A 23,636-nucleotide genomic window follows, 5' to 3' on the forward strand; every position below is an offset into this window, starting at 1 on the left:
TAAGACCTCTTAAAAATATTGATAATAATTCATTGAAATTTTTCCCCGTTCATAAATTTCTTTTACCTTGGTAGCACATTTTTCAAAATGATTTGCGTTAAATAACTGTTCAAGCGTCTTCAAAGAATTTCCATAATCATCACCACTGCCATTGATTTTCGGAAGCATCTTTTGTGCAAATGCATAGTCCAACGCAACAATCGATGGATCTGTTCCATCCATAGCAGAATCGAAAAGATTTTGACTGACAGACCAATAGAGTCTAATCGCTTTTTCTGTACGAGGACTAATTCTAATATTCAAAGAACAAAAAGCATTATATAGTTTCTTGTAAAGCTCTGCTATTTTATCCGAAAAAGCGACAGGATTTGTGCATCCAAAAGCATCTACAAACTGCTTCCATGTAATTGTTTGCGACGGTACAGAACTAAAATCAACTTCAACAAAATCAGTGTCAACCGTTACACTAGGCAGACTAATAATAAAGGCTCTGTCCAAAAGACGCGGTGACAAAATCTCCGTAGTGTGATCATTGTTTATCGTTGCAACAAATCTAAGCGTTTGAGGAACTTTCAATTCGAAGCCTTTTCCAAGTTCAAGATATTTTGTAGCACTATCCGAATCGCAAGCATTCATAAAATCTGCCCAATAATACTCCACCGGACTAAGGTTTGCTTCATCAAGCAGTATAATAAATGGATATTTAGATGAATCCCCTTCTTGATTTAAAATTCGCAAACCGTCACACAGTTGCTTGTTGGCGGATTCAAACTCTTTTGACAACGGATTATAATACCCAATAAAATCACGTTTAGATGTCCATCCACGTTCAACAGAAACAGGCACGTAACGACCAGTATAATACTCTTTTTTCACAGATTGATCCATAGTCACTTCGGGCAATGTCAAGCCCAAAATGTGTGCAAAAATATTACAAATCGATGTTTTTCCGGTTCCAGGTTCTCCTGAAAAAACTGTTAGAAAGTTTTGAGCCACACAAACGCTGATGTTAATTATTTCATTTCGAGTATATGATGGTCTATAAAATTTCACGTTACTTACCACATAATCAACTACATTCAGCTTGTCCTTGCTCCACAAGTCGCTCGTTGTAATTTCTGTGATTTTTTTATAGTCATCACTCGCGTTTTCGTGTCGCCATGTAGATGCTGCCTGTAACATTTTCTCCGTTAAGACACCATCAAATGCTATGTCAGTTATACCATTTAGGCTTTGTACACTTTGAACTTTCTCTGTAATTGCATTTTCTAATTTTCTCTCTACGTCTTTATATTTTCTTTCAGCCGCTTCAATTTTTTTGTTAAGTTCTTCTTTTGTTCTCTCTCGGAACTGGATTTCAAAGTCTAGATTTTCGACCGTTTTATGCTTATCTAATTGTAATTCTAACGCCTTAATTTTGTCTCGTTGTTCCTTGTTTTCACTCTCGGATTTTCTCTGCTTTTCTGTATCTTCCAGTCCTTTTTGTGCTTCTTCAATTTCTTTTTCCAATTTGGACAATTTATCTTGTTCACGTTTAACTTTATCTCGAACAATATCCAAAGATTGAATTTTGCTGGAAAATTCAGGATCATCCAAAGCGTTTTCTAATACAGAACGAAGATCATCATTATCTCCATACTCAGCAAATAATCCAGCTACCGCAGAGGCAATTTCCTTTGAATAATGAGATTCATTTCTTGAATTTTCAATGAAGTTTGAAATTTTTTTCTTACGTTCTTCGGCGATATTAGAATCGAGTCCAACAAATACACTGGACATATAGTTAGCAACAACTGCTTCTGGTGAGTTTAAATCTCTTTTGTCTTTTAAAGTACGAACGAAACTCTGCAACAATTCTTCTTCGCTCAAAACGTCTCTGTAAAACATTTCCAAATTTGAACGTAGAACATACTTTCCAATATCAATATCGAATCGGAGGCAGCACTCATCAAGTGTCTTAGACATTTTGGGACGCCAGCATTGAATCGTCCCATTTGAGGATTTCAATACTTTGATTTGATGATTTGCATCCACTTTATACGGTCCATACAGTAAGCCTTCTTCTTCAACAAAAACATCTTCTGAATTTTGAATATTATCTTCCAAGATTAAATTTGCAGATCCTGAGAAATCCAATTTTGTTGCCAGATGGACAACAGGAAACAAATCAATATCTTTTAAACGATGAATTCTATTGCGATTATACAAATCGTCAACGTCCAATTTCCTTTCTGTTTGGTTAAGCTGATCTCCTCTTCGGTTTTCACTTAAATCTTCTTCTGAAAATTCAATCAATGCAACCTGATTTGCACGAAACACATCTGAACACTTATGCTGTGCATACAACTGAGAAGACAGATTGATGTTTCCTTTCTGCGGAAATTCTGTTGCAGGCGATTCTATTTTAGTAATTTCATTATCTACTGTAAATACCGGATAAAAATTGTAATAGTACAAATTCTGTTTTAAAACATAGCCCAAGTATTTTTTCATAATCATATTATGTTTTACCTGTTCTTCAATGGGGTTAAGCACTGTTTCATTTTCTGTTTCACGAATTAGTTCATTGTATCGCTTTTCAATAGGAGCTACATCCAGCCCACATTTGAGATAATATGCGAGAATTCCAGGATATTCTTCTATAGAAAATGTTTGCGCATCTTTGGGCGTCAAACAATTGTACTCATCAACAACTAAAGACAAAAATGTTTCACAGAATAAATGACTTTTTACTGCGTGCGCTGAAAGAACTTTTAATGGAGCATATTTTAAATTTCTGTATCCGTCAATAGAGTATTGCTTCAATTTTGAGTTTGATAGTAACTTATTGCGTTTATCGTCTGGTAACAAGCGAAGTAGTTCCAGAAAACTTTCTGTTGATAACATTGCCAAATCATCCTTTCTAAGAAGCGGAATTAATATGTTTATTATAACATTTACAACAGCATCCTACAATATCAAATGTCAAATTAGCTATTTTGACAATATTTGTTATTGAAATCCTATAAAATTCACCAGCATTCTTTTAAGAATTCAAATTTTGACGCAGACTATTTAGACTTTTCAAGCAGAAAAGGGCATATGAAAAAAGGGGATGTTGCAAAACACAACAGCCCCTTCTAAAATCATCTATAGATTAGCCCTGCTTGAACAACTTCTTCCGCTCGATTCTGGATGCTGTTCATCCTCTGCGCCCATTCCATTTGATTTGTGGCTTTCAATTCTTCGTTCACCCCCTCACGTTCAGCCATCTGCTGGGTAAGCAACTCCAGCTGTTCCTCTGCTTGTGCATCAGTGTCCGCCAGATAGGTGTTTAACCTGCCAGACAGCAGGAGAGCCTGATACCGTGCTGGATGATGTTCTTTGAGATACCGTTTGTACATGTTGCCCCAGCGACCAACAGGGCAAGAATCCTCTGCCAGAATCAAGGTAGGAAAGTAGTAATCTCCGACCAGCACATAGTCCAGCCCGTTATTTTCATTATGCAATCTAGTGTTCAGCTTTTCCATCGCACACCTCAAATCTTCCTCTGCTGACGCAGATATTCTTCAAAAATACTTCTCCGAATCAAAATCTTCCGGCCAATCTTATAGATGGCCCCACATTCATGTGCCATCCGGGTGACAGGTTTCAATCCCAGCCCATAATAATCGCTTGCCATGCTGTAAGTCACAAACTCATGCCGCATGAAGTCCATATCTTCATCGTCGATCTGGTCGGAGAACATCCATACGCTGCCGCTCATTCGTCCTCGACCTCCTTCATGGTTATTTTTCTTGTAGGCTCATGGAAGCGTTCCAAATAGGCATCAAAAATCTCTCGGTTGATAAGTACAGTGCTATCGAAGCGGTAAATGGCCCCGGCATCGCTGGCAAGCTCCAGCAACTTCTTATGGGACAGGCTGTACACGATTTCTGCTTGCTGGTAGCGCAGGAATTGGCGGCGCAGTTTGCGAAGCTGGTCGGGAATTTCTTTCATGGGTTTGATGGGCTTGTAGTCGGTTTTCATAATTTTATCCTCCGTTTTTTGTGACTGTCTGACAGAAGTTGGCCGCAGGAGCAAACGAAAAGAGCACCTCTCGGATGGTTCCAAGAAGTGCTCTTACAGCTTTGTTCAAGCCTTGTGCGTTTTTATCTGAAATCCGTCACGCTTCATAACGGGACGTGATTCTTCAGGATTTTGCTGTCAAATTGATGTCAAAACGGGGATGACACAGTTTTTGCAAGAAAATCAGAAGTAAAATCTTTCGTTTCTATGTTGATTTCCTTGTAGTTCACTGGTCGATGGGCTTCATCGTGGGGAACAGCAGCACATCACGGATAGAGGCACTATCGGTGAGCAGCATCACCAGACGATCCACGCCGAAGCCCAGACCGCCCGTGGGGGGCAGACCGTACTCCAGTGCGTTGATGTAGTCGTAGTCCACCTGTGCCTTGCACTCAGGCTCCAGAGCCTTGCGCTCGGCCACCTGACGCTCGAAGCGCCCCTTCTGGTCGATGGGATCGTTCAGCTCGCTGAAGGCGTTGCCGTACTCGGTGCAGTCGATGAAATACTCAAAACGTTCAGTGAAAGCGGGGTCATCCGGCTTGCGCTTGGCCAGCGGGCTGATCTCCACAGGATAATCGTAGATGAAGGTGGGCTGGATCAGCTTGTCCTCCACAAAGGCGTCGAAGAACTCAGCCAGAATGGCGCCCTTGGTGGGCACCTCGGGCAGCTCCACGTTGTGTGCCTTGGCGGCGGCGATGGCATCTGCATCGGTCTGCCAGTCGTTGAAGTCCACACCGGAATACTTCTTCACGGCTTCCACCATGGTCAGGCGCTCCCAGTGGCTCATATCGATCTGCTTGCCCTGATACGGGATAACCAGACTGCCGCAGATCTTGAGGGCAAGGCGCTTGTACAGCTCCTCCACCAGATCCATCATGCCATGGAAATCGGTAAAGGCCTGATACAGCTCAATGGAGGTAAACTCCGGGTTATGCTTGGGGTCCATGCCCTCGTTGCGGAAGATGCGGCCTACCTCGTACACACGATCCATGCCGCCCACGATCAGGCGCTTGAGGTACAGCTCGGTCTCGATGCGCAGCACCATGTCCATGTTCAGGCTATTGTGGTGGGTGTAGAAGGGGCGGGCAGAAGCACCGATCTCGAACGGGGTCAGGATGGGGGTATCCACCTCCAAAAAGCCCTTCTCGTCCAGATAAGCGCGAATCTCCTTCAGGATCTGGCTACGCTTGATGAAGGTGTCCTTCACCTCCGGGTTTGCGATCAGATCCACATAGCGCTGACGGTAACGCATCTCGGTATCGGTCAGGCCGTGGAACTTCTCGGGCAGGGGGCGCAGGCTCTTTGCCAGCAGGGTCAGCTCAGTGGCGCGCACGCTCAGCTCGCCGGTCTTGGTGCGGAACACCTCGCCCTTCACGCCGATGATGTCGCCCACGTCCAGCTTTTTAAAGGCGGCGTATGCCTCGTCACCCAGCTCGTCGCGGCGGACGTAAAGCTGGATATCGCCCTTGTCGTCGCGCAGGTGGGCAAAGCTTGCCTTGCCCATAACGCGCTTGGACATCATACGGCCTGCCAGTGCCACCAGCTTGCCGCTGTCGGTCTCGTTGGGCAGCTCCTTAAATTCTTCCTTCAGGTCAGCAGAATACGCGTCCTGCGGGAACTTGGTCAGGGTAAAGGGGTCGTTGCCGGCGGCCTGCAGGTCGGCCAGCTTCTGGCGGCGCACCTGTACCTGCTCGCTCTCGGACAGACCCGCAGCGGGGTTTCTCTTTTGCTCTTCCATGGTTACTCCTACTTAGTTTGCAGAATGGGTGATGGCCAGCACAGTGTACTCCACGGTCTGGCCGGTGGGCAGCAGCACTTCGACCTTTTCGCCCACAGCCTTGCCCATCAGGGCGTGGCCCACGGGGCTCTCATCGCTGATCTTGCCGTTGAAGGCATCGGCTTCGGTGCGGCCCACGATATCGTATTCCTCGGCTTCGTCCTCGCCGGTCTCGCGGATGGTGACGTGGGTACCAACGGAGACGTTATCCACGCTCAGCTCGCTCTCGTCGATTATAACTGCGTTCTTGATGGTCTGCTCCAGTTCGGTGATGCGGTTCTCCACCAGACCCTGCGTATTCTTGGCCTCGTCGTACTCGCTGTTCTCAGACAGGTCGCCGTGGCTGCGGGCTTCCTTGATCTCTTCAGCCAGTTCCTTGCGGCGGACGGTTTTGAGGTATTCCAGTTCCTCCTGCATTGCCTTCAGACCGGCAGCGGACATCTTGATCTCTTGTGCCATTTGAGAATCTCTCCTTGTTATTAGCTGTATTTCTTTCGCGCAGCCACAAAGCCGCACAGGAATGCCATTTTGACTACACTATTATAATAGCAAGCCGGTGCCTTGTCAACAAAAAAGGCGGCAGTATGGCAGAAAAAAGCGGCTCTTACCGCGCGCCTTTTCCATGCTGTCCCGGAAATCGAGCTTTCTCCCCTGCCTGTATGAAAATGCGATCCCGGAAAGTCCGCAGACCTTCCGGGATCGCTCTGACATCTTTTTACTCAGATAAGCTTCGGCACCTCTGCGGTCAGCAGCTCTGCCAGCCGGGCGTGACCCTTGCAGGTCAGGTGCATAAAGTCCACCTCGTTGAACTCGCACTCGGCGGCGTCCATAAAGTGCACGCCCTGCCGCTCCGCTACGATGCGCAGCTGCTCGGCGACCCCGCGGGATTTCTCCACGCAGCCTGCGCCCATGACGGCATCGTGGAAGCCATCCTTGATGCAGGGCGGTGCCACCACCAGAATGTTAGGCGCCTTGCCGCCCCAGCAGTCCACGCTCTTGACCTTGAGCAGCAGCCGCTCCATGCCCGCGCCGATGCAGGCAGCGTTTGCACCAAAGCGCTCCTTGACGTCGTTCGTGCCCAGCATGATGATGAGCAGGTCGATGACTTCGTGGCTCTTGAGCAGGGCGTAAGCCACGCTCAGTGCATCCATGGACTCATGCAGCGGATCCACGAACACGGTAGTGCGGCCGGAAAGCCCCTCCTCGGTGACCAGATACTCCTCGCCCAGCGCCTTTTGCAGGCGGCAGGTCCAGCGCTCGTCCTCGTTGAAGCGGATGCCGTGGTCGGCGCAGTCGTTGGGGTCGGCGCAGTAGCCGTGGGTGTTGGAATCACCCAGACAGAGAATATGCTTTTTCATAACCAAATCACTCCTTTTCCATCGTCTGCCGGAAGTAGTACACAGCGCCTACCATCCCGGCGTCATTGTGCAGCTGCGCGGCACGGATCTCCAGCCCCTCGGCAAAGGCGGGCATGACGGATGCTTTCACCTTTTCAGCGATAGGCTCGATAAGCAGCTTCTGCTGGGCAGACACGCCGCCGCCGATCAAGATCAGCTGCGGGTTGAAGATATGCACCATACCTGCAAGCCCCTGCGCGATCTCGTCCGTCCATGCGTCCAGCAGCGCCAGCACGGTCTCGTTGCCCGCCTCAGCGGCGGCAAAGATGGCGCGGCCATCCTTCCATGCCGGGTCCTTTTCCTGCGCGGCGCGCACCAGTGCGGTGGTGGCGGCGTAGCGCTCCCAGCAGCCCTTTGCGCCGCAGGTGCAATCCACGCCGTCCAGCGCGTGGGTGCGGTAGTGTCCCAGCTCGCCGCCCAGACCCCGCGCGCCTTCCAGCAGACGGCCTCCGGTCAGGATGCCGCCGCCCACGCCGGTGCCCAGCGTCACGCCGATGACGTCCGTATAGCCCTTTGCGCCGCCGACCCACACCTCGCCCAGTGTCATGCAGTTGGCGTCGTTGGCTACCGTGACCGGCAGTCCAAAGGTCTTTTCCAGCTCTGCCTTGATGGGTGCACCGATGTAGTTGGGCAGGTTGCCGCAGGTGCCCGCCACGATGCCCTTGCGGCTGTCGATTTGACCGGTGGCAGACACGCCGATACCCGCAAGGCTTTCCGCCGGGATGTTGCGGTCAGCAAGAAATGTCTGTGCAGCTTTGAGCACGGTGGTCAGGATGGGGGTGCGGTAGCCGTCAAAACTTACGCTCTCTTCGGCTTTCGCCAGCACCGCGCCGACTTCGTCCACGATGCCCAGCTTGACGGCTGTGCCGCCGATGTCAATACCAAGATAGTGTTTCATAGCAGGCACTCCCCTGTGTTATTTCTTTGCGGCGTTGATGGCACCGGTAAAGCGTGCGGTGATCTCTGCCGGGCGGGTAATGGCACCGCCCACCACCAGTGCAAAGGCACCGGCTTCCAGTGCCTTGACCGCCTGCTCCGGGTAGTGGATGTGACCCTCGGCAATGATCTTTGCCGGGCACTCTGCGGACAGCTTGCGGATGAAGTCAAAATCGATATCGTCAATGCCGGTGGTCTCCGGGGTGTAGCCGCGCATGGTAGTGCCCACAAAGTCGGCACCGGCTTCGGCGCAGAGCATGGCGTTTTCAAAGTTATCGCAATCAGCCATCACCAGCTGCTCAGGGTACTTTGCCTTGATGGCGCGGATGAACTGCGCGGAGGTAGAGCCGTCCGGGCGCAGCGCACCGGTGCCCTGCACGGCAAGGATATCCACCCCGCAGGCCACCAGTTCGTCCACTTCCTTCATGGTGACGGTGATGTACATGGGTGTGCCGGGGTAATCCTTTTTGATGATGCCGATGACCGGCAGGTCCACCACCTGCTTGATCTGGGTAATGTCCCGCACGGTGTTGGCACGGATGCCCACAGCGCCGCTCATGGCGGCAGCTTTTGCCATCAGGGGCATCACGCCGCCCTCCTTGGTGTACAGCGGCTCGTGCTCCAGTGCCTGACAGGACACGATCAGCCCACCCTTGATCTGTGCAAACAGCTTTTCCTTATCCATGGTCTTACTCCTCCATTCTGATCTTGACAACGGCCTTGCGCACGCTGACACAGCCGTGCTGTACAAGGCCGGGTTTATGCAGCTCCTCCGGGAAGAACAGCACAAAGCGTCCCTCGCCCAGTGCACCGGTCACTACACTGGCGCTGGACTGAAAGCCGCAGTCCCCGGTAAATTCCCCGATCTCCGCGCCGGGCAGATTGGTGTAGCCCCAGCCCTCGCTGCCGGTAAGGTCTACCTGTAAATCAGCATAAAGCTTGTGGTACTCCGGGTGGTAGCCCGCATCCGGGTGCAATGTGGCGTCCATCAGGTTGATGAACACCTTGTCGCCGTCCACCTCGGTGCGCCCCAGCGGCAGGGCGGCAAGGTCGTGGGTAAGCAGATAGTCAATGGCGGTATCCAAGTTGGGGTGCAGTCCCCTGTACCGTACCAGATGCTGCAGGGTATCGCAGATCATTCGCGTTTCCTCCAATAAAAGAAGCGCCCGTCTCCCCTCTGGAAAAGAGACGGAGAGGGGCGCTTTTATTTTGTTACAGCTTTGCGATGGCAGCTTCGATCATGGCCTGTGCCTCGGCAACGATGGGCTCATCCTCGGGGATCAGGCCGGGCATCGGGGCGCGCACGCTGCCCAGCTCCAGACCATACATCCGGCGCAAAATCTCCTTTTGCACCGCGTACAGGTTGCCGTGGGCAGAGCACATCTTGTAGATGATGCGGTTGGCCTCGTACTGGATAGCGCGTGCCTTTGCGATCTCGCCCTTTTCCAGATAGGCGTTCATCGCCAGATACAGCTCCGGCATCACGGCGTAGGTGCCGCCGATGCCGCCGTCTGCGCCGATGACGCGGCCGGAAACGAACTGCTCGTCCGGGCCGTTGAACACCACAAAGTTACCCTCGCCGCGGGCGGCGATACCGGCATCCTTGAACATCTGGATGTCCTGCGTGGGCATGGAGCTGTTCTTCACGGCTACCACGTTGGGGTTCTTCAGCATCTCGTTCAGCAGGCTCATGGTCAGCGCCGTGCCAGCCAGCTGCGGGATGTTGTAGATGACGAACTCGGTGTTCGGGGCGGCAGCGGACATATCGTTCCAGTACTTGGCAATGGCGTACTCCGGCAGGTGGAAATAGATGGGCGGGATGGAGGCAATGGCGTCCACACCCACGCTCTCGGCGTGGCGGGCCAGCTCCATGCTGTCGGCGGTGTTGTTGCAGCCGACGTGAGCGATCACGGTCAGCTTGCCCTTGGCCTCGCTCATCACGGCCTCCAGAACGGTCTTGCGCTCGTCGACGTGCTGGTAGATGCACTCGCCGGAGGAACCGCCCACATACACGCCCTTGACGCCCTTGGCGATCAGGTGGCGGGTCAGCGCCTTGACGCCCTCCACCGAAATGTTGCCCTCTGCGTCATAGCAGGCGTAAAAGGCAGGGATGACACCCTGATATTTTTTGATATCTTTCATGGGTCTATATCCTTCTTTCTGTAAATTTTAGCCCTTGACGGCACCCATTGCGATGCCCTTGGTGAAGTACTTCTGGAAGATGAGGAAGATGATGATGATCGGCACGGCAGCCAGTGCAGCGCCTGCCATGATCAGACCAAAGTCGGTGCTGTTTTCTGCCTGCAGCTTTGCAATGCCCAGCGAGATGGTCAGGTTGCTGGTGCTGGACAGCATGATCAACTGCATGAAGTAGTCGTTCCAGCTGTTGATGAAGGTAAAGATGGCCAGTGCGCCGATACCGGGCTTGACCATGGGCAGCACGATTTTGACAAAGGTGCGCGCCTCGCTGGCGCCATCAATGCGGGCAGCCTCCAGCATTTCGGTGGGGATGCCCTCACTGAACTGCTTCATCAGGAACACGCCGAACGGCCAGCCCACGATAGGGAAAATAACCGCCCAGATGGTGTTGTATAGGTTCAGTGCGCTCATCTCGCGCAGCAGGGGGATCAGGATGACCTGCTTGGGCAGCGCCATAGCGCACACGATGAGGGTGAACAGCAGCTTACGGCCCACAAAGCGCTTTTTGGCCAGCGCATAACCGGCCATGGCGGCGGTCAGGCAGGTAAGGATCATGGACATGACTGCCATGAACACGGTGTTGATCATCCAGCGGATGGCAGCGGGAGCCATGGGGCCTACCGAGAAGTAGACGGGCTCGCCGTTGGCGCTGAACTTGGAGCCGAAGGGCACAGCCAGCTGCCATAGCGGGGCACGTTTCCCGGCAAACAGTTTCTGGTAGTTGGTCAGCACCCACTGGCTGGGCCACCACTCGGGAGTAGTGGCGTTGATGGCGGCACCGGTCTTGAAGGAGCCGGTGATGATCCAGTACAGCGGGAAGGCGAACAGCACCGCCATAATGCTGATGAGGATGATTGCCAGAATGGCGTAGGCGCTCATCTTTTTCAGTTTACTGGGATGGCGCTTCAACGGTTTTTGCTTTTTTGCAGCAGTTGCACGCATTGTTTCGCACCTCCTTAATTATCCTTGTTGCCCATCTTGAACTGGACAGCAGACAGAATGGCGATGATCACCGCCAGCACCACACCCATGGCGTTGCCGTAGCCGTACTTGTACTGCTTGAAGGCGGTGTAGTAGATGTAGTACATAATGGTATCGGTCTTGTGGTTGGGGCCGCCGGAGGTCAGCAGCTGGATCAGTGCAAAGCACTGGAAGGAGTTGATGGTGGTGATGACCAGAATGTACAGGGTGGTGGGCATAATGGCCGGCCACTTGATCTTCCAGAAGCACTGGAAGTCGGTCGCGCCGTCCACCTCGGCAGCCTCCACGATGGACTGATCCACGTTGCCCAGTGCCGAAACGTACAGCACGATGGGCTGACCCACGGAGGTAGTGAGCAAGATCAGGATGATACAGCCCAGCGCAAACCGCTCGTCACCCAGCCAGTTGATGTTTTTGTCCAGAATACCAAGGCTCTTGCCCAGATAGTTGAAGATGCCATAGTAGTTGTTGTACATCCACTTCCACACCACGGTAACGGCAACCGAGCCGGTGACCACGGGCAGATAGAACACGCAGCGGAAAAGGCTGGTGGCCCACTCCGGCAGGTCTACGATGGCGGAGGACACCCACAGCGAGAAGATGCAGGTGATGGGCACCGACACAATGACGATGACGAAGGTGTTCTTTAATGCGCCAAGGAAGATGGGGTCGGCAAACAGGGTCTTGTAGTTTGCCAGACCCACAAAGATATCCGCGCGGTTCATGGTAGAGTCAAAGAAGCTGGTCACCACGCAGAGGATCATGGGGTAGATGACGAAGCCCAGAAAGAAGATCAGGCTGGGCAGCAGGAAGCAGTAGGAGGCGAAGGTTTCGCGCCGTACCAGCGCACTGCTGCGTTTGGGCTCTTTCATTGCCGTCTTTGCAGCCAAGAGGATCACCAAACCTTTCGTTTGAGAGTGTTTTTTCCGTAAAAGGGCCCCTCCCTCACCCGGAGGAAGGGGCCTTGCGGTTCAGCTGTGATGCAGTTCAGAAAAAGTAGCGCTTATGCCTCGGCGGCAGCGGCTGCGTTTGCGTTGTCCACAAAGGTCTTGACGGCAGTCTCGACGGCCTCGCCGGAGCCCACGCGCTGCAGCATGTTCCACCACTCGGTACGGGCAGTGGTCCAGCCCGGGGTGATCTGGTAGTAGTCGCCCAGATAGCCCATGAACTTGCTGTACTCGCTCATGACCTCGTTGCCGACGTAGATGTCGCCCACGCTGGTGCGGACGGGGAAGTAGGTGGAAGCCAGCACGCTGTCCTTGACCTGAGCGGGGTCGGCAGCAATAAAGTCGATGAAGGTCTTTGCAGCCTTGATCTTGGCCTCGTCGCCGTTATCAAAAATGCCGAAGCCCCAGATGCCGCCGCACAGCTTCGGGTCGCCGCTTTCGGTGGGGAATGCCATGGGGAAGATCTCGTCGCCGCTGATGGTCTGGCCTGCGGCAGCGGTGTCAGCGTTCAGCTGCTGTGCAATGTTCCAGCAGAAAGCCATCTGCAGGGTGCCGTTGCGGAACAGGGTGATCTCCTCGCCGCCGTTGATGGAAGGATCAAAGTTGACGCCCTTTGCATCGTACAGAGCCTGAATGGCCTTGATGTTCTCGGCAGAGTCGGCGGTGTACTTGGTGTGGGCTGCATCGGTAAAGGTGCCGCCGTACATATTGTTGATGATGGCGCGGGTGCCCTGGTCGCCGCCCTGACCGCTGCAGTAAATGGCTGCTACGTTCTCGTAGCCGCCCTTGTACAGTGCGTCCACAGTGTTCAGGAAGCCCTCGGTGCTCCAGGTGTGCTTGTCGGTATCAATGTACTGGTCCGCGCCCACTTCCTTGACCTTGGTCATGTTCACGGCCATGCAGTGTGCGGTCATGCACAGGGGATACTCGTAGTAGTCGCCCTTCTCGTTGTGGCAGGCAGACTCAACAGAAGCGTAGATGTCCTTCTTGGCATCGTCGGTCCACAGGTCGTTCAGCGGAGCCATAACGCCCTTGGCACCCCAGTTGGCCACCAGACGCTCGGGACCTTCCATGACCAGATCGGGTGCGCTGCCGCCCTCGATGGCGGTGTTCACCTGATCGTCACCGTTGGTGTAGTCCAGATACTCCACGGTCACCTTGATGTCGGGGTACTTTGCGTTGAAGCTGGAGATCAGATTCTGGACGGTCTCGTCATTGCCCCAGCCGCCGATGGGGTATGTCCACAGCTTGATGCTTGCGCCGGTGCCGGCTGCACTTGCAGCAGCAGAGGAAGCGGTAGAGGAAGCAGCAGTGCTGCCAGAGGAGGAACCGCCGCAGGCGGCCAGTGCACCGGCAGCGCCCAGAATACCGGCAGCCTTCAGGAAGGAACGGCGGGAAATGCAGTTTTTCATGGTAGATTCTCCTTGTTCATCTTCTTCGACCCATCGGGGGATCGTACTCCGTTTTGCTCGTAGCGGCTGCTCGTGTCCGCAGCCGTTGTTTGTAGCCTAATTATAGAAAATTATTTTCATTTTGTCCATTCATTCTTTTCATAAATTTTCATTTTCAAACCCAGCAGCCTGCACAAAATTGTGGGATATCAGAAAAAACACAATATTTTTATCCACTTCACTTGTCAAAATAGTTACAAAACGGTACACTTTCCCCGGCTGTTCTGAAAATTGCTTTCAGCTTTGAAATTGTAAAAATGAAAAGTATTTTCACCATTTGGGCCGTTTTTTCCTTCAAAACTGTGCCCTCTGCACAGAACCGGCGGGTAAAATGTGGTCATTACGCCTCTTGCACAGCGGCGCAGTTTCTCTTATACTTTTATATAAGAAGGTAAGCACGAACACGGCACCGGCACCCGCCGGCGGCCCAAGTCAGGAGAAGGAAAAGAATGTCTACAAATTTTTGGGAGCTGCTGCAGCAGCATCAGGGCGACCTGACAAAATCCGGCCGCACGGTGGCCGAATATCTGGTGCAGCACGCTGCGGAGGCACAGTATCTGTCCATATCGTCGCTGGCCAGAGAGTGTCAGGTGGCCGAGGCCACGGTGTTCCGGTTCTGCCGGGCGCTGGGCTTTGAGGGCTACCACGAAATGCGTATTGCACTGGCGCAGGCCAACGCCACCGGTGTGCTGGTAAACCAGCAGGAGCCCGCCCCAGACGCCGACACCGCTACTTTGTGCGAGCACGCCTCGGCACTGTTCATGACCGCCATCAATGGCACCCAGAACGCTCTTTCGCCGCAGGCGGTGGAGCAGGCTGTGGCGCTGCTGCACAGCGCCCGGCAGGTGTTCTGCATGGGACAGGGCGGCAGCATGGTCGCCGCCAGCGAGATTTGTGCCCGGTTTGCCTGCATCACCAACAAGTTCCGTGCCACCGCCGACAGCCACATGCAGGTCATGGCTGCCAGCCTGATGACCGAGCAGGACGTGGTGCTGTTCGTTTCCTACTCCGGCGCTACCCGGGACCTGATGGAGACCCTGCGCACCGCCAAGGCCAACGGCGCAAAGATCATCCTGATTACCCACTACGAGGACTCCCCCGGTGCAAAGCTGGCAGACATCGTGCTGCTGTGCGGCGCGCAGGAAAGTCCGCTGGACTCCGGCAGCATCCCCATCAAGGTGGCGGTGCTGTATGTGGCTGAGGTGCTGGTGCTGCGGTACATTCTGGACGACAAGCCCGGCAGCACCGAAGCGCAGGAGCACACCACCGAGGCGCTGGCCGTAAAGCTGCTTTGAGTATCAACTTAAAATTTCAGGTTCTATCATAAAAATGGGGTCGGGAGAAAATCCCGGCCCCATTCTTTATAGAACAAAAAATCGGTCAGACCCGTAGGTCTGACCGATTTTTTTTGCTTATCAATGATGTTGCGGCGCTGTACGCTTAATCGCGGCGGCGGCTGTTGAGCCCCAGCAGACGCACCACATACAGGAAGATGTTGATGAAGTCCAGATACAGCGTCAGTGCGCCGTAGATGGAAGCCTTTTCCGCCAACTCGCTGTCCCCTGCGTAGTAGGAGTACATCTGGCTCAGCTTCTGGGTGTCGTAGGCGGTCAACAGCATGAACACCACCAGACCGATGCCGGAATACAGCACCGTGCCCATAAAGCCCATGCCGAACAGCAGGCCGACGAAACCGGTGATAAGCAGTGCAAACAGAGCCATCATCAGCTTGGGGCCCCAGCCGGACAGGTCCTTGTGCGTAGTTGTTCCATAAACCGCCATCAGGCCGAAATACAGCGAGGTGGCAAGGAAAGCCAGCACCAGCGTGCCCACTTCAAAAGCAAGGAAATAATAGCTCAGCACCATGCCGTTGAGCAGGGCGTAGCCCAAAAACACGCCTCTTGCCGCGCCCACGGACATATTCTGCACCCGGGCGCTCAGCACGAACACCAGCGCCAGCTCGGCAATGGTGAACAGCAGATACAGCGAGTTGACCACGTAGAACAGCGGGGTGGTGGCGGTGACAAAGGCCGCTGCAAAGGTGACCAGCAGTCCCAGCGCCATCCAGCGGTAGGTGCGGGTCATATAATCAGCCGAGGTCATTGTAGGCTCTGCATAGCCACGGTTGTAATTGTTGTAACTCATCTGGGTTCCTCCAGTCTATTCTGCGGAGCATTTCTCTCTTGCTCCGGTCTACGGAATATAGTATACTGCATAGAAATGAACGTTTCATGAAAAAGGCTGTGATATTGTATGTCCCTTGGACTTTATCTGCATATTCCCTACTGTTTTTCCAAATGTCGGTACTGCGATTTTTATTCCCACCCCGGGGAGCGGGGCGTACCGGACGCCTATGTGGACGCGCTGCTGCGGGAGTTGCACCGCTTTGCGCCGGATGCGCCCCTGCGGCCGGACACCCTCTATTTCGGCGGCGGCACGCCCAGCCTGCTCACCCCGGCGCAGGCCAAGCGGCTCATCCGGGCAGCAGACCCCGTGCCCGGTGCAGAGATCACCTTGGAGGCAAACCCCGAGACCGTCACCGAGGAGAGCCTGCGGGGCTTCCGGGCGGCAGGGGTGAACCGCATCTCCTTCGGGGTGCAGTCCGCCCGGGACACCCAGCTGCGCACCCTTGGCCGCCCCCACAGCGCCAAGCAGGCGCGGGCAGCCTTTGCCGCTGCCCGGCGCGCCGGGTTCGAGAACATCAGCGGCGACATCATGCTGGCATTGCCCCACTATACGCAGGCCGAGTTCGACGAGACACTGGAGCTGATCGAAAAAGGCGGTGCCACCCATATCTCGGCTTATCTTTTAAAGATCGAGCCGGACTCTGCCTTCGGCAAGCACCCGCCGGAGGGTCTGCCCACCGGCGATGAAGCCGCCGATTTCTACCTCTACGCCGTGGAGCAGCTGGAGCACCACGGCTACCGCCAGTACGAGATCTCCAACTTCGCAAAGCCGGGCTATGAGGGGAAGCATAACCTCATCTACTGGGACTGCGGCGATTATCTCGGCCTTGGCCCTGCGGCGCACTCCTGCATGGGCGGCAAGCGGTTCTGCTACGCGCCGGATACTGCCGCCTTTCTGCAAGACGCCGCCGCACCCATCATGGACGGCAGCTGCGGTGCAGAGGACTACCTGATCTTGCAGCTGCGGCTGCGCAAGGGGCTTGACCTTGAAGCCTACAAAACCCTGTACGGCAAGCAGTTTTCCACCGCACAGCTGGCCTTTGTGCAAAACTGTGTCCGCGCCGGGTACGCCACCTTTGATGGCCGCATCCTCGCCCTGACCCCCGCCGGACTTATTGTGCAAAACAGTATTCTTGCACAGCTGCTCTGACAGGCGGGTGAAGTGAAAATATCACTGTTATAAATAAAAACCGCAGCATACTTGGATACGTTGCGGTTTTTTGGTGGGCGCGGGTGGATTGCGCGAGCCGCGCAGAAAAGGAACCCGGGTCGCGGCTCCCAGCGGCTGCATCGTGCCTTGGGCGGCACGCGCACCCTGCTGGCCGCAGCCCCAACAGCTCCTCCCTGTTTCTGCCGCAGGCAGTGGTCGTCGCTGTTGCTGTTCGAATCCACCCTTGCAGTCCCTTTTGCAAGGCAGATAAAACAGAAACTCCGGTACCTATTGGATACCGGAGTTCTTGGTGGGCGCGGGTGGATTGCGCGAGCCGCGCAAAAAAGGAACCCGGGTCGCGGCTCCCAGCGGCTGCATCGTGCCTTGGGCGGCACGCGCACCCTGCTGGCCGCAGCCCCAACAGCTCCTCCCTGTTTCTGCCGCAGGCAGCGGTCGTCGCTGTTGCACAGGGGCTTTTTTACCCGCCGGACTATTCGGCGGGTCGATGCTGTTCGAATCCACCCTTGCAGCCCCTTTTGCAAGACAGATAAAACAGAAACTCCGGTACCCATTGGATACCGGAGTTCTTGGTGGAGCGAAGCAACCCAAATCCGAACCATTGCCCTCTGGGGCATCTTTGGCGGCGATTTCATCGAAAGTGATGGTTTTTGTGCCGTCTTTGTAGTTGAATGTAATCAAAACTTTTTCATCATAGAGATAAACGGCGTTCACGAATGTATTGATGAGCGTTTCCCGATGGTTTTTCACGTTCGGGTCGAGCTTGCGGAACCGGGTCAACCAGAACCGAACCTGATTTTCGCTCAACCGAGGCCGAGCGATTTTTTCTTCGGCGATCCGAACCTCAAGTTCTTTCTGCTGGGCTTCCAGCTTTTCCAAACGCGATTTGGTGGAGTTGGTCAGCACACCTGCTTGAATGGCGTTCAGCATATTTTCAATGCCGTTCTCTACCTCGCGCATCTGCTTTTCCAGCAAAGGAAGCGTGGTGTTTTCCTGATCCTGCAACTCCATGACTTCTGCAACGATGGCATCAATCACGGCATCGTCCTGAATCAGCTTCATGGTTTCAGCTATGACCAAATCTTCCAGCCACTCTTTACGGACGGTCTTTTTCTTGCAGGTCTTGAAACGCTTCGCGGTGGCGCACTTATAATAATGATGAACGACCTTGTTTCTACCCGTACCGCACTCGCCGAACATCATCGCGCCGCACATTCCGCAGAACAGCTTGGTGGTGAGCAAGTAATCGTCCTCGGCCTTGTGACGGGCAGGAGCGCGGCTGTTCTTCTTGATTTTTTGCTGTACTTCTTCAAACAAGTCCTTGTCCACGATGGCCGGGATGCTGTCGGGCATCACAATGTCCTTGAAGTGGTTTTCTCCGATGTACCGTTTGTTCGTCAACAGCTTCTGAACACTGTTGTAGGTAAACTTCTGGTTGCGGTTGGTGGTCACGCCGCTGTCGTTCAGCCAGTTCATCAGTTCTTTCATAGTTGCACCATCGTTGTACCGCTGAAAGGCTTCTACCACAAAGGGAGCTTTCAGCGGGTCGATTTGAAAGAACTTCTCCTCGTCCACCTTAAAACCAATGGGAATCGTGCCGCCGTTGTACTTTTCCTTCAGAACATTCTCGGTCATGCCACGCACGACCTTTTCAGAAAGTTCTGCGGAATAGTATTCAGCCATGCCGGTCAGCATACTCTTGACCATGATACCCGCAGGGCTGTCAGAGATAGGCTCCGTGGCAGATACCAGCTTGACATGATTCCGTTCCAACTGGTACTCATAGTGGGCCGAATCATAGCGGTTTCGGGCAAAACGGTCAAGTTTCCAGACCAGCACAATGTCAAACAACCGTTTCTCGCTGTCCTTGATCATCTGCTGGAAGTCCGGGCGGTTATCGGTTTTGGCGGAAAGGGCGCGGTCAATGTAGTGCTTGACCACGGTAATGCCGTTCTTTTCGGCGTAGGCCGTACACTCGCGAATCTGACCTTCGATGGATTCTTCGCGCTGGTTATCGCTGGAATAGCGAGCATAAATCACGGCGGTCATGCAAACACCCCCTTTCACTTCATTCTCCGCAGGCGGCGCACAAGGTCGGATGCACTGTACAGCACACGGGCCACTGACACCGCATCCTCGCCCACGATGTAGAACACTGAGTAGTTGTCTACCAGCATCTGCCGCAGTCCTTGGGTGTGCTCCGGCTCGCTTTCCACCAGCGCACAGCGTTCCGGCAGAATGTTCAGCGACTGAATGGCTTCTGCAATGCGGTTGTACTGCCCCATAGCCGTGTCAGGCTCCAGCAGACGGTCAGCAATGTAGCTGTAAATCTGCTCCATATCACTGAGGGCTGCATGGGAAATTTTTACGTCATACTGCTTCATCTGTGCTGTTCCCTGAACTGTGCGAATGCGCTTGCGGCATCCACGGTATCACCATTCTGAATCTCCTTGATGCCCACCTGCAAGGCTGCATGGAGTTGGTCATCGGTCATGGTGTCAGCGTTCAGAGCCGCAGGAGCTTTCGGCAAAGACAGCGAGAAGGGAATGCCGCCAGTCAGGGTGATCTGGCGCAGGTACATATCAATGGCTGTTGCCATTGGGATGCCGAGCTGCTTCAGCACATCCTCGGCTTGCTGCTTAACGGTGGGGTTGACACGAAGATTGAGTGTCATCGTTTTTTCCATGGTTATCACCTCGGCCTTATTGTAACGTATTTTGCGTTGCAAATCAACAACTCCCAAACTTATAATTAAATTTCTCCATATTGCACAACATAACTTCAGGTTCTCCGACTTCTAAAATTTTGCTTCATACCAATACCAATGTGCTGCAATTCGTTCAGTATATTGTGTATTATCACCTTCTGATTCTGCCCACGACCATCCATTTCCACTTTTTACAAACTCAACCGGAACATCTTGAAAGCCATGTGGTTCATCATCTTCAGAATAGTAAAAGCCCTTATATGTAGTACTCGGAATGAGCCCGAAAGAGCCTGTACAAAATTCCACCATATCATCTGCGTAATAATATACTTTCCATCCATTCCACTCTAGCGGTCCCATTGGATGTTCTTCTATCACTTTCCGCGCATAGTTTGTCAGCTCATCCTGATTTCGCAGTACATAAGACTGGATGGATTTTTTGCTAAATGGCCGAACAATCAACGCCGTAGCTACAGCAATACACCCTAGTGCGGTCAAAAGTCCAATGCAAATTCTTTTCATGTTTTTCTCCAGTCAACTGAAAACATATCACGCTGTAAGAACTATGATATCGCAGACTTTACTTTAGCGTGTGTACAATATGCAGTGCCATATCTGCATTTTCTTTGTCTACAAATATCTCTGTGATATACTTTGGTTTTATACCTAGAGTTCCAATTCTTGCCTGATCGAACGTATTACGCCGATTGACATCTTTAGTTTTGCAATAGAACTTGATTCCCGCAGCCGCCAACGCATCCGTGATGCGACTGCCTTGGTAGGGATCAGAAACGGTTGCGACTTGCGATTTGAAAAACTGCTCTAGCATAAAAGGATCTCCTATATACACTCTAAAAGAAATCTCTTGCGTTTCTTACTGGAATAACGAAATTTAAGCCCAATTTATTTCGTTTGTCTACAAAATTTTTCAAAATCGTATAGCTGCACATAAATTCATGGAAAATTTGTTGCATAATCACAGTTTTGTTTATCTGCATCGCTATTGAGGACGAATACGGCAATACTCCAACGCAGCGGGCGGAACTGGACTGGCTGCTCTACAACAAGCCCTTGGAGTATGCTCAGCTTGTGCTGGGTGGTGAGATTGAGCATTATCTCTCACTCAGCTGTGACCATGGCAGATTTAGAGGATTGACCTTTAATTAAAATATCCAAGGCAAAACAACAGCCCTCTACTTGCAGTCGTTGCAAATAGAGGGCTCATGGTTAGTTAGTAGTTCAACCTATTATGGTAACCATCTGAAAATACTGATACTGGTATTCATCTTCTAATACCGCCTGCATTTCTTCCATGTATAGCGGGTCTTTCAACAGTTTGGGATGAAATGCTCGCTCTCTCCAGAGTCGGACTCCAATTTCGGGAAAAAAATATTCCGTTCCCAGTTGCAAGTCCTTTTCGTTGCAAATAACGTTGTCCTTTTTCATTAAGCTATCAATAATACACTCGGCGGCTGTATTAAACATATCCATCCCGAACAATTTTATTGATGCCACTTTAGACAAATCACGCTGGATGCCGATTTCAGCAGCTTTTCCGTTCCGATACTGCACCAGAAAGAACGAATCATTATCCATATATCGTCCGGTTATCAAATTAGGGTCATCGGTTTCCGCACAACATTCCATTTGCATTGCTTCATCAGAAGAATTCGACCACTGTTTCTTCATTTGTAGAAGAGCATTTTCTAATTCATCTGATGTCATGCCTAATTTTAATTGTCCAATTCCAATATGTGGTTCAATAATTATCTCTTTCATAACAAAACCTTATACCAAAAAGTGAGCCATACAAATGCAGCAGTTGCACATATCATCAGAACCAGTAGTATCGTACTTGCAAGTTTCTTCTCAATGGAAACTTTCTGATTTTCGCATAGGACAATCTGCTGAAGATTGTGAAATTCGGCTTCGCTGACATTTCCATTTAATGCTTTCCATGCAGTGCAGCGATCTGTAACCAGCAAAAAATCGGACAGCATTTCCATAAAGATGACAGCGAAAAATGCCAGAGAAAAGAACCACATACCATTCCATTGAAGTTCTGTCAACACCCTCTGAAGGCTTGAAGGCTTTAATGACACTATATTGGTTTTAGGTTATTCTATATTTTCTTGACTTTTTAGAAATTGTGTGTATTCTTCAAAAAAATCAATTACTGATGCTCTGTAGCGGGTAACTGCTTGCTCTTGATTGCTCTGCAATGACTCAGTTGAGATAAATTTAAGCAACACAATACAGTGTTGATCTTCCAGAACCATTTCGTATGTTTCTTGAATGTTTATGTCATCTTCCTTCTGAAAAGTAGCAACCGCCTCTGCTGGCAAGGAATCAATTGTCAGCATTCGCTTTCCTAGTTCTTCTTCAGAATATAAAAATGTCATACACGCAAGGATACCATTTGTTGAGTTTAAATAGACAGCTTTTCTGTTTTTTGGTTGTAGTGGATTGCCATCATACAAATCATCTCGCTCCTCAAAGTATTCGTTTTCAGGAAATCCAGAGCTATAGATATCGGCTGTACTATTTAACATCTCAAATCCTTCTGGCTCGAATTTTTTTACAACTTTATCAACATATTGCGAATACAATGAATAGTTATCCGGAACCGATTCACTTTTATTTTTTGTATTAAAGCAAGATGTTAATGTAAAGCAAACTATCAAACAGAGCAGCACTGTCAGAGGCGGTTTTTTAAGTGTTTGCATTGTACGACTCAGAGAAAATGTCCAAAGTATCACTGGGATACAAAGTAGAATTAACATCATAAATAGCATACCTCTTACTTTGAGACGGGTTGCTCGTATTAGCCGTCCAAACAGTTAGTCTGCCACCAATTTTATAGCCTTTATGCGTCAAATCGTGACTGATTTCAATGATTTTTTTTTGTGATGACTAAGATGTTTTATTTAGCTCATTTCGTCCGATGCGGTAAATCTTCTTGTCTTGTTCTACTACTTCAACAATAAGTTCATTTTTATTGTGATGAACTATTACTGGAATATAGCTATCGGAATTTTCCACCATCAAACATGTGACTCCATTCGTCCATTCACTGTTCAATTCCTTTGATAGCATGGAAATAATTTCTTCTTTCGTCATTTTGATTAATGAATAACCTCCATTTTGTACACTCCCACAGGAGCTTTTGCTTAGTCAACGTTGCTCACACTGCGTTTGTGACAGCTTTTTTGAAAAATTTTCGAGATTTTATCAACTTTGTATATTTGTACAAAAAATGCAGACACATTTGTAAACAATCACAAGTGTGTCGGCAAGGTCTTGACAAATCAGGAAATGCTTTCCGCAATTCTTAGAAGCTCATCATGCGATATCTTTCCAATAATCGTATGCGAAATGCCATCTTTCTCCCATACTAGCACATATCCTGTACGTCCTCCGTTATTACTCGTTCCAAGTGTTGCATCGGCTGTTCCAATTTTAATGCGCTCATAAACCGTGTGCTCATTGTCGAAAGTTTCGACTTGTCCATAGTCTTGAATTACGGAACAGTCCACATAATAAAAGATGTTCTTATCATTGACATCAACATAGGCATGAAGAAAGGCTATTTCGTTATCATATCCTTGTTCATAATCTCGTTCAAAGCCATCCGGCACATAATGGTCGCTGTATCCATCCGGAAGCTGTTCCAACGGTTCGCCGTCCACTTGATACGTCAGCTGCATCTCAATGGGCAGGAACTTCTGAATCATCGTATAGACCGCCTTGCGGAAGTCTGCACTTACTGCAAGCGCACCGAGGTTCAGAATTATCAGCGTCAGGGCCGCAACAAGCACTCGCTTCAGCACCGGGCGGCGT

The 23,636-nt window shown here is 51.3% G+C and carries 25 protein-coding genes and 1 pseudogene; 3 read left to right on the plus strand and 23 right to left on the minus strand.

What is annotated here, in order from left to right:
• Positions 1-9 precede the first annotated feature (9 nt).
• The 14 genes from DXB44_RS12250 to DXB44_RS12315 all read right to left on the minus strand — a co-directional run bounded on the left by DXB44_RS12250 (position 10) and on the right by DXB44_RS12315 (position 13,696).
• Positions 10-2,886, minus strand: a complete 2,877-nt coding sequence (locus tag DXB44_RS12250; RefSeq protein ID WP_118658904.1) for a hypothetical protein — start codon at positions 2,884-2,886, stop codon at positions 10-12.
• A 239-nt stretch (positions 2,887-3,125) separates the two neighbouring features.
• On the minus strand, positions 3,126-3,509 hold the full coding sequence (locus tag DXB44_RS12255) for a TnpV protein (protein ID WP_118658905.1): 384 nt from the start codon (positions 3,507-3,509) through the stop codon (positions 3,126-3,128).
• A gap of 8 nt (positions 3,510-3,517) precedes the next feature.
• Positions 3,518-3,745, minus strand: coding sequence for an excisionase (locus tag DXB44_RS12260; protein WP_005920629.1), 228 nt, complete (start codon positions 3,743-3,745; stop codon positions 3,518-3,520).
• Positions 3,742-4,008, minus strand: coding sequence for a DUF6462 family protein (locus DXB44_RS12265; protein WP_097785634.1), 267 nt, complete (start codon positions 4,006-4,008; stop codon positions 3,742-3,744). Before DXB44_RS12265 ends, DXB44_RS12260 begins: the two co-directional genes overlap by 4 nt.
• A 265-nt stretch (positions 4,009-4,273) precedes the next feature.
• Entirely contained in the window at positions 4,274-5,785 is a 1,512-nt protein-coding gene (lysS, locus tag DXB44_RS12270) for a lysine--tRNA ligase (RefSeq protein WP_118658906.1), read from the minus strand.
• A 12-nt stretch (positions 5,786-5,797) separates the two neighbouring features.
• Positions 5,798-6,283: a transcription elongation factor GreA gene (gene greA, locus DXB44_RS12275; RefSeq protein ID WP_055186361.1), complete on the minus strand. Its 486-nt coding sequence runs from the start codon at positions 6,281-6,283 to the stop codon at positions 5,798-5,800.
• Positions 6,284-6,543: 260 nt separating this feature from the next.
• Complete coding sequence (locus tag DXB44_RS12280) at positions 6,544-7,182, minus strand: GDSL-type esterase/lipase family protein (RefSeq protein ID WP_097779270.1); 639 nt, start codon at positions 7,180-7,182, stop codon at positions 6,544-6,546.
• Between the two features lie 7 nt (positions 7,183-7,189).
• A complete protein-coding gene (locus DXB44_RS12285) occupies positions 7,190-8,119 on the minus strand; it encodes an ROK family protein (protein WP_118658907.1) in 930 nt (309 codons plus the stop codon).
• Positions 8,120-8,137: 18 nt separating this feature from the next.
• Positions 8,138-8,842, minus strand: coding sequence for an N-acetylmannosamine-6-phosphate 2-epimerase (locus DXB44_RS12290; protein ID WP_097783200.1), 705 nt, complete (start codon positions 8,840-8,842; stop codon positions 8,138-8,140).
• A 4-nt stretch (positions 8,843-8,846) separates the two neighbouring features.
• Positions 8,847-9,296: a YhcH/YjgK/YiaL family protein gene (locus DXB44_RS12295; protein WP_118658908.1), complete on the minus strand. Its 450-nt coding sequence runs from the start codon at positions 9,294-9,296 to the stop codon at positions 8,847-8,849.
• Positions 9,297-9,369: 73 nt separating this feature from the next.
• Positions 9,370-10,299, minus strand: a complete 930-nt coding sequence (locus tag DXB44_RS12300) for a dihydrodipicolinate synthase family protein (protein ID WP_118658909.1) — start codon at positions 10,297-10,299, stop codon at positions 9,370-9,372.
• Positions 10,300-10,326: 27 nt separating this feature from the next.
• Complete coding sequence (locus DXB44_RS12305; protein WP_055186355.1) at positions 10,327-11,298, minus strand: carbohydrate ABC transporter permease; 972 nt, start codon at positions 11,296-11,298, stop codon at positions 10,327-10,329.
• A 14-nt stretch (positions 11,299-11,312) separates the two neighbouring features.
• Positions 11,313-12,209 (minus strand): sugar ABC transporter permease, encoded by an 897-nt coding sequence (locus DXB44_RS12310; protein ID WP_055186388.1) that lies wholly within the window; start codon positions 12,207-12,209, stop codon positions 11,313-11,315.
• Positions 12,210-12,340: 131 nt separating this feature from the next.
• A complete protein-coding gene (locus tag DXB44_RS12315) occupies positions 12,341-13,696 on the minus strand; it encodes an ABC transporter substrate-binding protein (RefSeq protein WP_118658910.1) in 1,356 nt (451 codons plus the stop codon).
• Between the two features lie 488 nt (positions 13,697-14,184).
• Here DXB44_RS12315 and DXB44_RS12320 point away from each other — a divergent pair, with 488 nt between their 5' ends.
• Positions 14,185-15,030: a MurR/RpiR family transcriptional regulator gene (locus DXB44_RS12320; RefSeq protein WP_118658911.1), complete on the plus strand. Its 846-nt coding sequence runs from the start codon at positions 14,185-14,187 to the stop codon at positions 15,028-15,030.
• 145 nt (positions 15,031-15,175) lie between these two features.
• On the opposite strand, the gene DXB44_RS12325 is transcribed toward DXB44_RS12320, so the two are convergent.
• The gene (locus DXB44_RS12325) at positions 15,176-15,880 is read right to left on the minus strand and encodes a Bax inhibitor-1/YccA family protein (protein ID WP_097779264.1); all 705 of its coding nucleotides are present in this window, start codon (positions 15,878-15,880) and stop codon (positions 15,176-15,178) included.
• A gap of 108 nt (positions 15,881-15,988) precedes the next feature.
• Here DXB44_RS12325 and hemW point away from each other — a divergent pair, with 108 nt between their 5' ends.
• The gene (gene hemW, locus DXB44_RS12330; RefSeq protein WP_118658912.1) at positions 15,989-17,071 is read left to right on the plus strand and encodes a radical SAM family heme chaperone HemW; all 1,083 of its coding nucleotides are present in this window, start codon (positions 15,989-15,991) and stop codon (positions 17,069-17,071) included.
• 288 nt (positions 17,072-17,359) lie between these two features.
• Here the strand turns inward: hemW and DXB44_RS12335 are convergent, their stop codons facing one another.
• From DXB44_RS12335 to DXB44_RS12350, 5 genes are all read right to left on the minus strand, one after another.
• Positions 17,360-19,138, minus strand: coding sequence for a recombinase family protein (locus DXB44_RS12335; protein WP_243111147.1), 1,779 nt, complete (start codon positions 19,136-19,138; stop codon positions 17,360-17,362).
• Between the two features lie 14 nt (positions 19,139-19,152).
• Positions 19,153-19,473: a type II toxin-antitoxin system RelE/ParE family toxin gene (locus DXB44_RS12340; RefSeq protein ID WP_005920676.1), complete on the minus strand. Its 321-nt coding sequence runs from the start codon at positions 19,471-19,473 to the stop codon at positions 19,153-19,155.
• Positions 19,470-19,775 carry a type II toxin-antitoxin system RelB/DinJ family antitoxin gene (locus DXB44_RS12345; RefSeq protein ID WP_035393314.1) on the minus strand — a complete coding sequence of 102 codons (306 nt, stop codon included), beginning with the start codon at positions 19,773-19,775 and terminating at the stop codon, positions 19,470-19,472. The genes DXB44_RS12340 and DXB44_RS12345 overlap by 4 nt, the downstream gene beginning before the upstream one ends.
• 111 nt (positions 19,776-19,886) lie before the next feature.
• Positions 19,887-20,318 carry a hypothetical protein gene (locus DXB44_RS14465; RefSeq protein ID WP_143405465.1) on the minus strand — a complete coding sequence of 144 codons (432 nt, stop codon included), beginning with the start codon at positions 20,316-20,318 and terminating at the stop codon, positions 19,887-19,889.
• A gap of 58 nt (positions 20,319-20,376) precedes the next feature.
• Positions 20,377-20,625 carry a hypothetical protein gene (locus DXB44_RS12350; protein WP_097791371.1) on the minus strand — a complete coding sequence of 83 codons (249 nt, stop codon included), beginning with the start codon at positions 20,623-20,625 and terminating at the stop codon, positions 20,377-20,379.
• Positions 20,626-20,789: 164 nt separating this feature from the next.
• Between DXB44_RS12350 and DXB44_RS14820 the strand changes: the two are divergent.
• A pseudogene (locus tag DXB44_RS14820) lies at positions 20,790-20,963 on the plus strand (DUF6061 family protein); the annotation flags it as partial.
• 72 nt (positions 20,964-21,035) lie between these two features.
• Here the strand turns inward: DXB44_RS14820 and DXB44_RS12360 are convergent.
• From DXB44_RS12360 to DXB44_RS12380, 3 genes are all read right to left on the minus strand, one after another.
• Positions 21,036-21,575 carry a hypothetical protein gene (locus DXB44_RS12360; RefSeq protein WP_112091226.1) on the minus strand — a complete coding sequence of 180 codons (540 nt, stop codon included), beginning with the start codon at positions 21,573-21,575 and terminating at the stop codon, positions 21,036-21,038.
• A gap of 338 nt (positions 21,576-21,913) precedes the next feature.
• Positions 21,914-22,582, minus strand: a complete 669-nt coding sequence (locus DXB44_RS12370) for a hypothetical protein (protein WP_147366456.1) — start codon at positions 22,580-22,582, stop codon at positions 21,914-21,916.
• Between the two features lie 522 nt (positions 22,583-23,104).
• Positions 23,105-23,636: DUF4367 domain-containing protein (locus DXB44_RS12380; protein ID WP_118658917.1), on the minus strand; the 532-nt coding region annotated here is incomplete at its 5' end.

The sequence above is a fragment of the Faecalibacterium sp. OM04-11BH genome (assembly GCF_003482185.1).
Classification (GTDB): domain Bacteria; phylum Bacillota; class Clostridia; order Oscillospirales; family Ruminococcaceae; genus Faecalibacterium; species Faecalibacterium tardum.